Below are 14898 nucleotides of genomic sequence, written 5' to 3'. Positions count from 1 at the left end.
TTAAGCGACCTTGCAAGCCTCACGGGACTTGATTAAAGGTCTTTATTTATTTCTCATAAATACTAACTTGATCTTTGTCGTCCGTTTCTCCTAATTCAACAACGATTACTTCTTCCTGGGAAGTAGGAATATTTTTACCAATATAATCTGCACGTATAGGGAGCTCCCTGTGACCACGATCCACTAAAACTGCTAGTTGAATTTGCGAAGGTCTTCCCTGATCTACAATTGCATCCATTGCTGCTCTTACCGTTCTTCCTGTAAATAAGACATCATCGATTAAAATAAGTTTTTTACCATAGATTTGATCATTAATTCGTGTTTCATTTATTTTCGGCTCTTGATTATTTTCAGCATGACTTAAGTCATCTCTGTAAAGAGTAATATCTAGCTCACCTAGAGGAACTTCAACACCTTCAATTTCTAAGATTTTATCCCTGAGTCTTTTTGCCAAAGGAATTCCTCTTGTTTTAATTCCTACTAGTGTTAGGCCCTCTACTCCTTTATTTTTTTCAAGGATTTCATGAGCAATTCTTGTTAATGCACGTTTAATTGCTGAACTATCTAAGACTGTAGCTTTTTTATTCATTGCTCTATCCTCCCTTAAAGAAACCCTACTCTGTTTATACTCATAAAAAAACCCCTTTTTCCGCGTGGGTAAAAGGGGTTTTAGATATACCTATTCCTAAGCTATATCCGTCCGGTTCCTTTTCAGCCTCACGGGACTGTATTAAAGGGTCTTATTTAATTCTTTCTTTAATTATTCCAGAAAGTAATCTATCTGTCAACTCATCTTTTCTAGATTTATTAATAACTTTTTAAAATCTTCTGGTGCTTCAACCTCAAACTCTAACCATTCTTTTGTATTTGGATGTTCAAATCCTAATTCAGCTGCATGTAAAGCTTGACCATCTATTTCTAATGTTTTTCTTGGCCCGTACTTTGGATCTCCTGCTAACGGAAACCCAATATATTTCAGGTGTACACGGATTTGGTGGGTTCTTCCTGTTTCCAGGACACATTTCACATAAGTATATTGACCGAATCTTTTTATAACCTCAAAGTGTGTAACAGCGTTTCGTCCACCATCGACAACAGCCATTTTCTGTCTATCCTTTGGGTCTCTGCCAAGCGGTGCATCAATCGTTCCATAATCATGCGTTATATCTCCATGGACAATCGCTAAATAAGAACGTTTCACTGTTTTTTCTCTGAGTTGATCAACAAGTGAAACATGTGCTTTATCATTTTTTGCTACCATTAAAAGTCCGCTCGTATCCATATCAATTCTGTGTACAATACCAGGGCGAATTACACCATTAATCCCGGAAAGATCTTTACATTGGTAAAGAACAGCATTTACTAGGGTACCACTATGATGCCCCGCAGACGGATGGACAACCATTCCTCGTGGCTTGTTTACAACAAGTACATCACTGTCTTCATAAATAATCTCAATAGGTATATTTTCAGGAATTACATCTAATTCCTCTACTTCAGGAATTTCCCACGTGATTGTGGTACCTTCCTGACATTTATAATTACTTTTGACAATCTCGCCATCGACTTTAACAAGGTCTGCTTTAATCCAAGCTTGCACCTGTGATCTAGAAGCATCCTCATTTACTTTAGCTAATAATTTATCTATTCTTAAACCTTTCTCTTCTTGCGATACAGTATGGTTCAGTAATGTCATGCAGTTGTTCTTCCTTTCTTTTTCTCATCTAAAAAAGTAGCGATAATAACCAAGCCGACACCAACCACTAGGGCTGAATCAGCAATATTGAAAATCGGGTAATCGTAACTGCCAATATAAACATCAAAGAAGTCAACTACTTCTTTACGAAATAGTCGATCGATAAAGTTTCCGATCGCACCACCCAATATAAAGGCTAATGCCCAACCCATTAATCTGCTTTCTTTGGAAAACTTTTTGATATAATAAACAACAATTCCAATAACAATCAAGGTAATTATGTAAAAGAATAACATCTGACCTGCAAGTATTCCCCAAGCAGCTCCCGTATTTCGGTGAGATGTAAAATAAAAGAATCCTTCTATAACTGCAATACTTTCTCTTAATTCCATGTTTGTAACGACCAACCATTTTGTGATTTGATCGATTAATACAATCACTAATGCAATTCCATAATACCTCATTGTACCTTTTCCCCCGTTCTTTTTATCTTTCTACATTCTATAGCATTTTATCACAAAAGTAGTTAGAATTGAAAAACGTTTTGTTAAAGGACACTTTTCAAGTAATTCGCAATTAGCCAGAATTTCAGTAACAAGTCGTAAACCTACTCATCCTCAAGACCGATTCTTTTACCAGTAGTTTACTTTACTATTTTTTATAGGCAACATTACTTTTGAAAATTACATCTAATTTCAAAGCTAATCCAAAATCGTAGTAAGCCTATGTTAACTTATTTCGAAAAAAGCATTAAAAAAAGATTGTTGTTGACTAATATCTATAGAATCTACATAATTGCTAAGTTGATATTAGTTCCATAAGTTTCTTTCCATGGGCACCGTAACAAACTTTTTAGATAACAGCCTAGGGAGAAAAATGCAGCTTATGTTACTATCTCTTTCATGTGACAACTTTCCTACAACTTTTGGGAATAGAAAGAAATTGATTTTACAGTTTTAAGAAGTTAGATCAACGTCACCCTCTAGGATACACAATAATTCTATGTTGCTTATTCCTACCATTTTCTCAAATAACACTACCTAAAGGGGGTAATAAAAAGTGACCAAATTTAGAGATTATCACATCAATATCAAAATAAGAATTTATCAAATTTTCTTATCAGATATGGTAGCAGGAGCTATCTTCCCATTTATGGCCATTTATTTTTCTGAGTATTTTGGTTCCAAACTAACAGGTATTTTATTACTAATTAATGTTGTAATTGGACTTTTAGTAGGTTTATACGGTGGCTATTATGCTGATTTAATGGGTAGAAAAAAATTAATGGTAATTGCTGGAGTTATTAGAATGCTCGCCTTTATGGTTATGACGATTGCAAATTCACCATTCCTAACGTCACCTGAACTAACTTTTCTTATGACTCTATTAGTAATGGCATCCTTTGGTTTAGATGGACCCGCTGCAGATGCTATGATTATTGATATTACCAAACCAAAGGAACGTAAGGGTGTCTATTCGCTTCTTTACTGGAGCTTTAACTTGGCTTTTGCTGTCGGAGGAATTGTTGGAGCATTATCATTTAAACATTTTTTATTTGAACTACTAATGACACTTGCAATTACTAGCATTCTTTCTAACATATTAGTCATCTTTTTTATTAAGGAAACCTTTGAGAAAAAAGTAATAACTAAAAAAGAAAATGTATTTATTAGTATGTTTCATAGTTATAAAGAGGTTGCAGGCGATAAAGTATTTATGTACTTTGTATTAGCCGGACTATTCATTCAATCGATTGAAAATCATATGGAAAATTATATGGCGATTCGTCTTAACCAAGACATGCCGAGTCAAACTTTTTTATTCTTTGACGTTTCCGGTGTAGAAATGCTTGGTTTTCTCAAGTCAGAAAATACCATCCTAGTTGTTCTGTTCACCGTTTTTATTACTCGTTGGGTTTCTAAACTTAATGAAGAAAAAACCTATTTGAGTTCAATTTTCATCTTTACTATTGGCTATGTTGTAATAAGTTATTTTAATAATATTTGGTTGTTGTTTATATTCATGGCAATTGCAACAATTGGAGAATTAATGCGCGTGCCTATCCAACAGGATTTCTTAGCAAGTATTCCAACCGATGATAAGCGAAGCTCTTATATGGCGGTAAATAGTATGGTCTTTCACGGTTCGATGATGTTAAGTTCAATTTTTGTAACACTCGGAGCAATTTTTAGTAATGAGATTATGTCTATTTTAATTTTAACTACAGGAATTATTGGATTATATATGATTAAAAAAATATTACCTGACCTAAGAAAAAGAAGAGAGTCGCAAAGAAACTAAAAAAAAGCTCTATTCATAGATTTAAAAAACATCCACGACAAAAAACAACTATCTCAATTTTAATGAGATAGTTGTTTTTAGTATTTTATTCCACATTAGCATAGTGCTCTTTTACAATATCAGCACATCGTGTACATAGTTCTTGGTATTCCTCATCCGTTCCAACAGTGTCTGAAGCAACCCAGCAACGTTCACATTTTTCACCAGCATGCTTTTCAACTGAAATATGAACATGGTCATATTCCTTCGCACCTTTAAGATCAGTAACTTCTACTTCCGATACGATTAATAGTTGATGCAAGTGTTCAATGTTTTCTAATAATAATTTTGTTTGTTCGTCTTTAGGTGTAATTTTGATACTTGCTTCTAAGGATTTCCCAATGATTTTCTCTGTACGTGCTTCCTCAAGTGCTTTTAATATATCATCGCGAACTTCCATGAAATGATCCCACTTAGCTTTTAAATCATCTTTATTAGAAATTTCTTTAGGGTCTGGCATATCAGTTAGCTGTACATTATCCGCTTCGACCCCAGGAATATAGCTCCAAATTTCATCTGCAGTATGAGAAAGGATTGGAGATAAAAGCTTCACTAAGTTTGTAATAATTTCATAATAGACGGTTTGAATACTACGACGTCTAATACTATCTTCACCTTCGATATATAGGACGTCTTTAGCAAAGTCTAAATAGAAAGAGCTTAAATCAATCGAACAGAAGTTATGAATATTATGATAAATCGTTGAGAACTCATAATGATCATACGCATAACGTACTCTCTCAATTAGCTCTTGTAATTGCATCAACATATATCGATCTACTTCTTGTAAATTTTCATCTGCAATAGTATTTGTTTTTGGATCAAAGTCATGTAAATTTCCAAGCATAAAACGGAATGTATTACGGATTTTACGGTAACCTTCAGATGTTTGTTTAATAATATCATCAGATATTCTTACATCAGCTTGATAATCAACTGATGCTACCCAAAGTCTTAAAATATCTGCACCGTATTGTTTCATAATTTTAGAAGGCACAACAACGTTCCCTACAGATTTACTCATTTTACGTCCTTTTCCATCTAGAGCAAAACCATGACTTATAATCGTCTCATATGGTGATTTACCTGTAACAGCAACAGATGTAGAAATAGAGGAGTTAAACCAACCTCTGTATTGATCTGATCCTTCCAAATAAACATCTGCGGGACGTCTTAATTCAGGACGTTCTGCTAATACACCTTCATGTGAAGACCCTGAATCAAACCAAACGTCCATAATATCTGTTTCTTTGGTGAATGTTCCATTTGGACTACTTTCTGATGTAAATCCTTCTGGAAGTAAATCTTTTGCATCCCATTCAAACCAGATATTAGACCCATGCTGACGGAATAAGTTGGATACATGACTAATTGTTTCGTCTGTAATAATAGGCGTACGATCTTCTCCATAAAATACTGGGATAGGCACTCCCCATGTACGTTGTCGAGAAATACACCAATCTTCACGGTCACGCACCATATTATAAAGACGTGTTTCTCCCCAATTCGGATACCAATTAATTCGTTTAACTTCTTTCAAAATATCTTCTCTAAAGTCTTTTATCGATGCGAACCATTGATTTGTTGCACGGAAAATAGTTGGTTTTTTGGTTCTCCAATCGTGTGGATAAGAGTGAGTGATAAACTCAAGTTTTAATAACGCTCCAACCTCTTCTAACTTTTGAGTGATGTCCTTATTCGCTGCATCGTAAAACATGCCTTCAAAGCCAGGTGCCTCATCAGTAAAGTTCCCTTTTTCATCGACTGGACATAAAACCTCCAGGCCATAATTTTTCCCTATAAAGAAGTCATCTTCCCCGTGACCAGGAGCAGTGTGTACGAGTCCAGTACCACTTTCTGTTGTTACATGATCACCAAGAATAACTAATGAATCACGATCGTAGAATGGGTGCTTAGCAACAAGATTTTCTGCATCTTTACCTTTAAATGTTTTTACAACCTTCGGATTTTCCCATTCTAATACAGAACTAACAGTTTCTAGCATTTCATGTGCAATAATAAATTTGTTATCAGAAACTTTTACGACTGCATATTCTAGGTCTGGATGTAACGCAATTGCTAAATTAGCAGGAATTGTCCATGGTGTAGTAGTCCAAATAATGAATTTTTCATCACCGTCTAAGACATCTTTTGCTTCTTTTACATCAAAAGCAACATAGATAGAAGCAGAGCGTTTATCCTGATATTCAATTTCTGCTTCAGCTAATGCTGATTCTGATGAAGGAGACCAGTACACTGGCTTTAATCCTTTGTAAATATAGCCTTTCTTAGCCATATCACCAAACACTTTAATTTGTGCTGCTTCGTAGTCTTTATCTAAAGTAATATAAGGATTTTCCCAATCCCCTCTAACACCTAGTTGTTTGAATTGTGTTCTTTGATTATCTACTTGTTTTAAAGCATATTCCGCACATTTTTGTCTAAATTCAGCAACAGACATTTTTTTGCGGTTTACTTTCTTTTTTGCTAGTGCTGTTTCAATTGGAAGACCATGTGTATCCCAACCAGGAACATAAGGAGCATGATAGCCTGCCATTGACTTATACCGAACGATAAAGTCTTTTAATACTTTATTTAAGGCATGGCCCATATGAAGATCGCCATTTGCATAAGGAGGACCATCGTGCAATACAAAAAGTGGTCTGCCTTCTGTTCTCTTCTGCACCTGCTCATATATGTTATCTTCATCCCATTTTTCTTGCATCTTCGGTTCTTTATTTGGTAAATTACCACGCATCGGGAAATCAGTTTGTGGCATCAATAGTGTTTGTTTATAATCCATATTACTTCCTCCTTGTTACTTATCGAATAGTTAAATAATCGTTGGTTGGACCATACAGCGGGTACTTTTATAGTAGCAGTCTTTCTATAAACATCCCGTTTTAATACAAATAAAAAAGCCCTCATCATCCCAAAAGGGACGAGAAGGCTCGCGGTACCACCCTTAATAGATTTTGTATATTTTTTCGAATTGAAAAATATACAAAAATCCACTTGAAATTCGTAACGTGAATGAGGCGTCCACTCTTACTTAAAATTGTTCGGAGTGAATACTTAAGGGTGATTTTCTAACTGTAGACTGTACTAGGCTTCCACCATCCCTAGCTCGCTTTAACAGAGATTACTGCTATACTTTCCCTCGCAATGTATTTATCGATCATTTAAATTTCACTTTTTCATTTCACTCATGTTAATGAATTATATGTAAAATTTCTTAAAACGTCAAGATTTAATAGTTTCTTTCTGTTTCTTTTTCATAAACTTCCTCATCTTGTTCCACTTCTGTGTCAAACAAGCCATCCCAATCATCATCCTGAATCAGTTCTAACTGAGCTTCAACCAGCATTTTCAAACGTGTACGGAATACTTTTGCTTGTTTTTTTAGTTCTTCAACTTCAATGGATATACGTCGTGATTTTTGTAATGCCTCATTTATAATACGATCCGCATTTTTTTCTGCTTCTTTAATAATTAACTTTGATTCTTTCGTTGCATTTCCTTTAACTTCCTCGGCTGTTTCTTGTGCAATAAGAATAGATTTGTTTAAAGTTTGCTCAATATTAGAAAAATGCCCCAATCTTTCATTTAACTGTTCCACTTGTTCTTTTAATTCTTTTTTATCACGAACGACTAATTCATAATCTTTAATTACTTGATCTAAAAATTCATTCACTTCATCTTCATCGTAGCCTCTAAATCCTCGTGTGAACTCTTTATTATGAATATCTAACGGTGTTAATGGCACATCGGCCACCTCCTTAAGAAGTAATTTCGATAACTGCGGTATTCAAAACTTTCGACATAAATGAATAAAATCCTGCAAAAAGTTATAAATTATTTTAATTTTTCGAATGTAACCTTCCATTTATCTTTTTTTGAAAGCCCATGAATTTCTGATAACTTTGCTCTTCCCTTCCCTCTTAAAGAAAGAAGGTCTCCTTGCTCTAATAAAAATGCAGGGTTTTCAACCACTCGAAAATTAACTTTAACAAGCCCCTTTTGAATCGATGCTACAGCAACTTGTCTAGAAATACTATATATTTCCTTCACGACAACATCTAATCGTAATGATGATATCGTTCCATGATTTGATACCCATTTCTCATCATTTGTAGTTAGATTACCTAACGGCTTCTCTTCAAAGGAAACAGTTGCCTTTTTTATATTCGTTAAGTTCATCTTTACATACGTGTCTATTTCAGATGCAACAACTATTTGAATAACTCCATCTTTTACAATTAAATCGCCTAACTTTTTTCTTTTTACACCCATTGATAAAAAAGCACCCAGCACATCACCATGTGCTAAAGAAATGAATTTTACCGGATACGTACTTTCCAGTAATGTCAATTCATAATCATTATCCGAAATTGTTTCATAATATGGAGCTAACACAGCACGCTTTCTTTCCGATTTTTCTCCTCCACCAAAAAAAGCCCAAGTAAAATCAGAATCATTTCCAATGATGGAAGCAAATATTTTTTGTTCTCTCGGATCTAAAAAATCACTGTTTTTTTGTTGATAAGTCTGAGCAACTTGTTCTTTCCAAGAAATAACTTGATCAATAAAAGGTTGTTCTTCTTTTCTGAAATGTTGGTATATATCCATTGTATCACCTATATAATCTATTGTAATGAAAAAATCAAAAAACTTGGCAATAAAGCCAAGTTTCACTTACAGATACCATGTGCTTTTAACTTAAGTAAGGAAGCCATATAATACCCATATACCGTCTGAGGCAAATCTCAATACCAAAATAGCAACGATAGGAGAAATATCAATCATGCCAAGGGGTGGTATGATTTTTCTAAACGGTTCTAAATAAGGTTCGCAAATATTCGTTAAGATTTTACCAAATGATGACTCTCTGGCTCCAGGAAACCAAGACATCAAAATATAAGCGATAAGCGCAAAACTATAGAATGAAAGCACTGTTGAAAGTATATCAAATAATAAATACATCTAGTTTACCACCCTTTTTCTAAATCTTCTTCCTCTAATATATCGGAAATACTACCCGATACATCAACATTATCCGGTGTACAAAGAAAAGTTTGTGAACCCAGTTTTTGAATCTCACCCGAAACCGCATAAACTGTTCCACTTAAAAAATCCACAATTTGTTTTGCTTCTGTATGCTGAACCCGTTGTAAATTAATTACGACTGCTCTTCTATTGACGATATGATCAGCAATTTCTTGAGCTTCACTAAACGCTCTCGGTTCACATAAGACAACTTTTGAAGCAGCTTGAACTGACTTTAAGCTAACCACATTTTGACGTCTTTCTTGTCTAGTTTCCGCAACAGGAAATGATTGTTCCTCCTCTACATATTCGTACTCGTCCTCATCAGTAAAAAATGTCTTAATTTTATTTTTCAAACTCATGTTTTCACCTCTATTTTGTCGAACCTACTAAGCTAGATCCGATCCTTATATGGGTTGCTCCTTCTTCGATAGCAATCTGATAGTCATTGCTCATGCCCATCGATAAATACTGACAAGGAGCGTGGTCCCAATTTTCCCCTTTAATTTCATCACGAAGCTCTCTTAACGCACGGAATGTGTTTCTTATTCGAGTTTCGTCATCAACATAAGGTGCCATAGTCATCAGACCAACTACTTCAACTTTATTGTAATTCTTAAGTTGTTCAATAAATGTATGTACCTGTTCAGGACTTAGCCCATGTTTAGATTCTTCACCACTGACATTAACTTGAACAAAACAAGGGACAGTATGGTTCGCTCGTTTATTAATTTCTTTTGCTAAAGATTTGCGATCCAAGGAATGAATATAATCTAATTCATTTATTAATTCCTTAACTTTTCTGGATTGCAGTGAGCCAATAAAATGCCATAAAGCGTTATTAGCAATTGTTGCATATTTCTCTTGAAATCCTTCAAGGCGATTTTCACCTAAGTTTTTAACACCAGCATCAACTGCTTCTTGGGCTCGCTCAATTGTAACATATTTCGTCACACCGATAACGGTTATTTCTTCTGGATTTCTATTTATATTATTACATATTTGTTTAATATTTTCCTGAATTTTTTTAAAATTAGCTTGTACTTCCAATGTTACTTCTCCTTCCTTACCCTATTATTCCCTATAACCAATAAAACCTAACATACGTCCGGTTGTTCCATTGTCGCGTCGATGTGAAAAAAATATATCATGCTGGTAGGTACAATAACCTGTTACACTAATATTTTCTTCTAACACACCTGCTTGCATTATTATTTCTCTATTTAGCTGACGTAAGTCTAATAAATATCTGCCACTCCCAGTTGAGGTTATTACGTTAGATTTAAACGTTTCAGGAATATTTTGAATCACTTTCTCATCAACCTCATAGGCCATCTTACTAATACATGGACCTATTGCCACTTTCAATGTTTTTATATCAACATTTTGTTCTACAAATGCCAGAATCATTTCTACAGCAATTTTATTTACAGTGCCGCGCCAACCTGCATGAGCAATTCCTATCCAACTGGAGTTAGAATCATAAAAGAACAATGGCACACAATCTGCGAACATAGCGGTACATAAGACCCCAGGTCGATTAGTAAGGAGGCCATCTACGCCTGAAAGTGCATCTTCATGATATTTAGCGCCTTTTGCTAAATCAATTTCATTAATGACTTTTACCTTAGTACCATGAATTTGCTCACCCATTACCCAGTTATCCAATGGTTGTTGTAAAATTGATGACAGTAAATGACGATTATCAAGTACATCTTGGTATTCATCTTGGACATGAAAACCAAGATTCATGGTAGCAAATGGTGATTTACTAACTCCACCATGACGAGTTGTCATTCCAGCAACTAAATTTGATTGTTCATCCATCCATTCTTTGATCATCAATGTTGTTGAGTTGTCTATTTTTTGAAAAGGTTCCACAGCAAATCTCCTCGTATTTTCCACTATTTTACCACAATTCTCTACTGATTTCTCGTTTGATTATTTAGAACCATAACCATTGTGTTCTGTATATAATTTTGGCTGTATAGCTTTTTTAACTAAAATAACATCCGAGCCAATTGTTACAATATTTTCCCAAGGAATAGTTAACTCTTCTTCTTTTCCAAACAACCCCATCATTTTCCCTTTTGTACCAATAATTAAATGGATTATTTTCCCTTTATCAACATCAATTTCTAGATCCGTGATATTTCCTAATTTCTTTCCATCCTCTACCATTATTATATCTTTAATTTGTAATTCAGTAAGAGTTACCATACAAACACCACCTTTATATAACTATATGCACGACTGCTTGTATTTTTCTTATTTATTAAAATTCATCTCTTATATTATGTCATTGGTTTTTATGTTAAGGTCTTGCTATTTAATTCTAATACTCGCCTGTAGAAAAATAATAAAACATATACCAAATATAACTAAAACAGAAAATACCCCCGTCTCAATCGAGACAAGGGTATAAATATTATTCAAACATCTCTTTATTCATTTCTTGAATAGCAGCCTTTTCCAATCTTGAAACTTGAGCTTGAGAAATTCCGATTTCTTCAGCTACTTCCATTTGCGTCTTTCCTTGGAAGAAACGTTTATTTAAAATCATCTTTTCTCTATCATTTAATCGATGCATTCCTTCTTTTAAGGATAGTTTGTCTAACCAATTTGAATCCTTATCGTTCTCGTCACTGAGTTGATCCATTACAAATATAGGATCGCCACCATCATTATAAATTGGTTCAAATAGCGAGACGGGGTCCTGAATAGCATCCATTGCAAACACAATGTCTGAGTGGGGAACTCCCATTTCCTTTGCTATTTCCATAGGTGTTGGATCCTTTGATGTCTTACTAATCAGCCTTTCCCTAACTTGCAGAGCTTTATAAGCAATATCACGTAGGGAACGAGATACTCGTATAGGATTGTTGTCTCTTAAGTACCTTCTAATTTCACCAATAATCATAGGGACAGCATATGTTGAAAATTTAACATTTTGGCTTAAATCAAAGTTATCAATAGATTTCATTAGACCAATGCAGCCAACCTGAAATAAATCGTCCCCATACTCACCACGATTATTAAATCGTTGAATAACGCTTAATACCAGACGTAGATTTCCATTAACTAATTGTTCTCTTGCTGATAAATCACCTTCTTCTTGCACACGTCGAAACAATTTTCTCATTTCATCATTCTTTAGTACTGGTAATTTAGAGGTGTCTACACCGCAAATTTCTACTTTATGTCTTGTCATGTTCTACCCTCCCGGTTGGAGATGCTATTCAAGGTTCAGTATCACCACCGGAAGGAATTTTTATGCAAGAAGTTCAGCTTAAAAATCACTCAATTATTGCTTGAACATTGTCCTATATAGGTTTAAACCATTTTATTAAATTCTTTTTGTAAACGACGAATAATTTTTTTCTCAAGTCGAGAAATATACGATTGAGATATACCTAGCATATCTGCTACATCCTTTTGGGTCTTCTCTTCATCACCTATTAATCCAAACCGTAATTCCATAATTTGCTTCTCTCTAGCATTTAACTGTTCCAATGCTTTTTTCAGTAAACTTTTATCAACATTTGCTTCTATATCCTTAATTGTAATGTCATCATCTGTACCTAAAACATCAGATAACAATAATTCATTTCCATCCCAATCAATATTTAATGGTTCGTCAAAAGAAATCTCTGATTTTGTTTTATTGTTTTTTCTTAAATACATTAAAATTTCATTTTCAATACACCTAGAAGCGTATGTAGCAAGCTTGATTTTTTTCTCTGGATTAAATGTATTAATTGCTTTTATTAATCCAATTGTTCCGATACTAATTAAATCCTCAATGTTAATTCCAGTGTTCTCAAATTTCCTTGCAATATAAACTACTAGTCGCAAGTTTCTTTCAATTAGCATAGCCCTAGCCGCTTTATCACCTACTGGTAGTCGTTTTAACAATTCTTGTTCTTCTTCTTTAGACAATGGAGGTGGTAATGCTTCACTACCTCCTATGTAATAGATTTCTTCTGACTTAAACCCTAATTTAATTAATATTTTGTACCACCATAATTGAATTTTAAACTTCCATTTACTCATCTGTTATTCTCTCCTTTATCTCTTTATTATGCAGAAGTTGCTACCGAATTTTTTAAAATGTATGGATGTAATAAACAATGATAACTTCCATCAGATACTAATTCTCTAAATTGAATACCAATTAGAATTTTAGTCGTAGAAATTTGTTTATTTTCATAGGTTAGTAGAAGTTTATCCGGTTTTAGCACAATCATGAAGGTACGATTCCCACCAACACCTTGATATGGAACAACCTGTATGCTCTCCTCCCACTTACTTGGTACAGAATCAAAATCCAAATTTTCTTGAGCTTTCTCCATTTGTATTAATTCATCCTTCGTGAACCAATTAGACATGAATCCTTGATCACATATAATTACCGGTTTTCGGCTAAATGGATCAACTAGCTGATTTCCACTATCCATGTACCCTGTAGTTGAAAACCCTTCACCCCGAATGTGGATTGTTACTTCGAATAATTGATCTTGTTTGAATTTTTCGAGAGCATGCTTGTCCAATCTCGACTTTGTGAACCACCAAACGAACGGAAATCCAATACAAACAAATAACCAACTTATTTGATCACCATAGCCCGTTCGGAAAGTTAAAATGCTATTCTCAGATGCGGTTATTTGTTGACCAAGCATAAAATGTAAGGCAATCAATCCACCTCCGAGAGCAAATGAAATAAAATAAAAAGTGAAAAGCTTTTTTAGAAATTGGCGTATATTTTTATAGCCAAAAGCACTTAATACAATAAATAGTGAATAAATCCCTTTACCGAATGGAGTAGTTATTAGTGTATTAGGAAGAAATAAAGTAATTGGCACTAAAATAGATGCGATAAAAGCTCCTAATAGTATTTTAATACCTTTCGTATTATCCCTAGTGACCATTTGCACTAATAGAAGAATCATCCAATCTAATAAAAAGTTTAAAAGCCAAATAGCGTCTAAATAAATTGTCACTTAATTCTTCCTCTCAAGGTTCAAGTTAAGGAGTTGTTGCTAGTATAACGAAACTAATTTTAGAAGTCTGTCACATTTTGTGGCTCAGTTACTACTAATTTTTAGAAGTTATTAGTGAATTTGTCATATAATTTTTATTTTTTCAGATTTGAAGTTTTGTTATCGTGTGCTGGTGAAAGGTTTGAGGTAATTCCGACACTACATTACATGAAAATTGTAATTTTTTTTTATACTTTCAGTGTAGATTAGAATTCGAGGTCATTGTAATACCGGATTTAAATAAAGGTATAATTTGAATGCTACTAATAGTGCAAGTCGTTTAACTTCACTATGAATTTCTAGTTGATTTTGCTTTACTCCAAAGAATAAAAACCTAGAACGGCTTTAAAAAAAGAAAAACTCTTTTTCCTGCTATTCCTTTCTAATTATTATTGGTTCTCTGTCAAATGTGGTGGTGTGATTTTCATGCCACCCTCTCTTAATTGAAGGGAGTTTTTTATACGAATACCCTTCGAACCTCTTGTCGCCATAATATTTTATTTTTCAATCGATCAAAATCTTTAATTCCATAAGACATGCGTTTGGTCACTTTAATCGTGTTATTAACACCTTCAATATAACCGTTGTTAAATGGGTACATAAAAGATTGTAGAATCTCTTGTTTCCATCGGTTAAATGTTTTTTCAACTCTGTGAAATGCTTCAATGGTAGAACTACTCATAACCAATAAACATTCCTCCAACCCCTTTTTAGCCGTTTTTTCATCACTAAATTTAAACCATTTGTCCAATTTATTTTTCAATTCATAAGCTTCTC

At 34.0% G+C, this 14898-nt stretch carries 16 protein-coding genes and 1 other annotated feature; of the genes, 1 reads left to right on the top strand and 15 read right to left on the bottom strand.

Going from position 1 to position 14898, the window contains the following annotated elements; translation table 11 throughout:
• Positions 1-46 precede the first annotated feature (46 nt).
• From pyrR to lspA, 3 genes are all read right to left on the bottom strand, one after another.
• Positions 47-589, bottom strand: a complete 543-nt coding sequence (pyrR, locus tag QQS35_RS05930; protein ID WP_285930993.1) for a bifunctional pyr operon transcriptional regulator/uracil phosphoribosyltransferase PyrR — start codon at positions 587-589, stop codon at positions 47-49.
• Positions 590-784: 195 nt separating this feature from the next.
• Positions 785-1696, bottom strand: a complete 912-nt coding sequence (locus QQS35_RS05925) for an RluA family pseudouridine synthase (RefSeq protein WP_285930992.1) — start codon at positions 1694-1696, stop codon at positions 785-787.
• Positions 1693-2160 (bottom strand): signal peptidase II, encoded by a 468-nt coding sequence (gene lspA, locus QQS35_RS05920; protein WP_285930991.1) that lies wholly within the window; start codon positions 2158-2160, stop codon positions 1693-1695. The genes QQS35_RS05925 and lspA overlap by 4 nt, the downstream gene beginning before the upstream one ends.
• 595 nt (positions 2161-2755) lie before the next feature.
• On the opposite strand from lspA, the gene QQS35_RS05915 reads away from it, so the two are divergent.
• Positions 2756-3997, top strand: a complete 1242-nt coding sequence (locus tag QQS35_RS05915) for an MDR family MFS transporter (protein WP_285930990.1) — start codon at positions 2756-2758, stop codon at positions 3995-3997.
• Between the two features lie 85 nt (positions 3998-4082).
• Here the strand turns inward: QQS35_RS05915 and ileS are convergent, their stop codons facing one another.
• The 12 genes from ileS to QQS35_RS05855 form a co-directional block, all read right to left on the bottom strand.
• The gene (ileS, locus tag QQS35_RS05910) at positions 4083-6839 is read right to left on the bottom strand and encodes an isoleucine--tRNA ligase (protein WP_285930989.1); all 2757 of its coding nucleotides are present in this window, start codon (positions 6837-6839) and stop codon (positions 4083-4085) included.
• A gap of 131 nt (positions 6840-6970) precedes the next feature.
• Positions 6971-7211, bottom strand: a binding site (T-box leader).
• A 75-nt stretch (positions 7212-7286) separates the two neighbouring features.
• The gene (locus QQS35_RS05905; protein ID WP_285930988.1) at positions 7287-7802 is read right to left on the bottom strand and encodes a DivIVA domain-containing protein; all 516 of its coding nucleotides are present in this window, start codon (positions 7800-7802) and stop codon (positions 7287-7289) included.
• An 89-nt stretch (positions 7803-7891) separates the two neighbouring features.
• On the bottom strand, positions 7892-8665 hold the full coding sequence (locus QQS35_RS05900) for a YlmH family RNA-binding protein (RefSeq protein ID WP_285930987.1): 774 nt from the start codon (positions 8663-8665) through the stop codon (positions 7892-7894).
• A 90-nt stretch (positions 8666-8755) separates the two neighbouring features.
• Positions 8756-9019 (bottom strand): YggT family protein, encoded by a 264-nt coding sequence (locus QQS35_RS05895; RefSeq protein WP_285930986.1) that lies wholly within the window; start codon positions 9017-9019, stop codon positions 8756-8758.
• 5 nt (positions 9020-9024) lie between these two features.
• Positions 9025-9444, bottom strand: coding sequence for a cell division protein SepF (locus tag QQS35_RS05890; protein WP_285930985.1), 420 nt, complete (start codon positions 9442-9444; stop codon positions 9025-9027).
• Positions 9445-9454: 10 nt separating this feature from the next.
• Complete coding sequence (locus QQS35_RS05885) at positions 9455-10132, bottom strand: YggS family pyridoxal phosphate-dependent enzyme (protein WP_285930984.1); 678 nt, start codon at positions 10130-10132, stop codon at positions 9455-9457.
• A 24-nt stretch (positions 10133-10156) separates the two neighbouring features.
• The gene (gene pgeF, locus QQS35_RS05880; RefSeq protein WP_285930983.1) at positions 10157-10963 is read right to left on the bottom strand and encodes a peptidoglycan editing factor PgeF; all 807 of its coding nucleotides are present in this window, start codon (positions 10961-10963) and stop codon (positions 10157-10159) included.
• A gap of 60 nt (positions 10964-11023) precedes the next feature.
• Positions 11024-11302 carry a YlmC/YmxH family sporulation protein gene (locus QQS35_RS05875; RefSeq protein ID WP_285930982.1) on the bottom strand — a complete coding sequence of 93 codons (279 nt, stop codon included), beginning with the start codon at positions 11300-11302 and terminating at the stop codon, positions 11024-11026.
• A 208-nt stretch (positions 11303-11510) separates the two neighbouring features.
• The gene (sigG, locus tag QQS35_RS05870; RefSeq protein ID WP_285930981.1) at positions 11511-12293 is read right to left on the bottom strand and encodes an RNA polymerase sporulation sigma factor SigG; all 783 of its coding nucleotides are present in this window, start codon (positions 12291-12293) and stop codon (positions 11511-11513) included.
• Between the two features lie 122 nt (positions 12294-12415).
• Positions 12416-13135, bottom strand: coding sequence for an RNA polymerase sporulation sigma factor SigE (gene sigE / locus QQS35_RS05865; protein ID WP_285930980.1), 720 nt, complete (start codon positions 13133-13135; stop codon positions 12416-12418).
• 26 nt (positions 13136-13161) lie between these two features.
• Positions 13162-14082, bottom strand: a complete 921-nt coding sequence (gene spoIIGA, locus QQS35_RS05860) for a sigma-E processing peptidase SpoIIGA (protein WP_285930979.1) — start codon at positions 14080-14082, stop codon at positions 13162-13164.
• A gap of 496 nt (positions 14083-14578) precedes the next feature.
• On the bottom strand, positions 14579-14898 hold a 320-nt coding region (locus QQS35_RS05855; RefSeq protein WP_285930906.1), incomplete at its 5' end, for a transposase.

The organism is Aquibacillus rhizosphaerae (assembly GCF_030282825.1).
GTDB classification, from domain to species: Bacteria; Bacillota; Bacilli; order Bacillales; family Amphibacillaceae; genus Aquibacillus_C; species Aquibacillus_C rhizosphaerae.
The sequence above is the reverse complement of the archived record's forward strand: the minus strand, read 5'-3'. Positions and strand labels throughout refer to the sequence as shown.

Bases quoted from the DNA above. Each gene is read 5' to 3' on its own strand.
- ileS (WP_285930989.1), bottom strand. From the start codon at position 6,839: ATGGATTATAAACAAACACTATTGATGCCACAAACTGATTTCCCGATG.
- lspA (WP_285930991.1), bottom strand. From the start codon at position 2,160: ATGAGGTATTATGGAATTGCATTAGTGATTGTATTAATCGATCAAATC.
- sigE (WP_285930980.1), bottom strand. From the start codon at position 13,135: ATGAGTAAATGGAAGTTTAAAATTCAATTATGGTGGTACAAAATATTA.
- QQS35_RS05890 (WP_285930985.1), bottom strand. From the start codon at position 9,444: ATGAGTTTGAAAAATAAAATTAAGACATTTTTTACTGATGAGGACGAG.
- sigG (WP_285930981.1), bottom strand. From the start codon at position 12,293: ATGACAAGACATAAAGTAGAAATTTGCGGTGTAGACACCTCTAAATTA.
- pyrR (WP_285930993.1), bottom strand. From the start codon at position 589: ATGAATAAAAAAGCTACAGTCTTAGATAGTTCAGCAATTAAACGTGCA.
- QQS35_RS05875 (WP_285930982.1), bottom strand. From the start codon at position 11,302: ATGGTAACTCTTACTGAATTACAAATTAAAGATATAATAATGGTAGAG.
- QQS35_RS05925 (WP_285930992.1), bottom strand. From the start codon at position 1,696: ATGACATTACTGAACCATACTGTATCGCAAGAAGAGAAAGGTTTAAGA.
- QQS35_RS05900 (WP_285930987.1), bottom strand. From the start codon at position 8,665: ATGGATATATACCAACATTTCAGAAAAGAAGAACAACCTTTTATTGAT.
- QQS35_RS05895 (WP_285930986.1), bottom strand. From the start codon at position 9,019: ATGTATTTATTATTTGATATACTTTCAACAGTGCTTTCATTCTATAGT.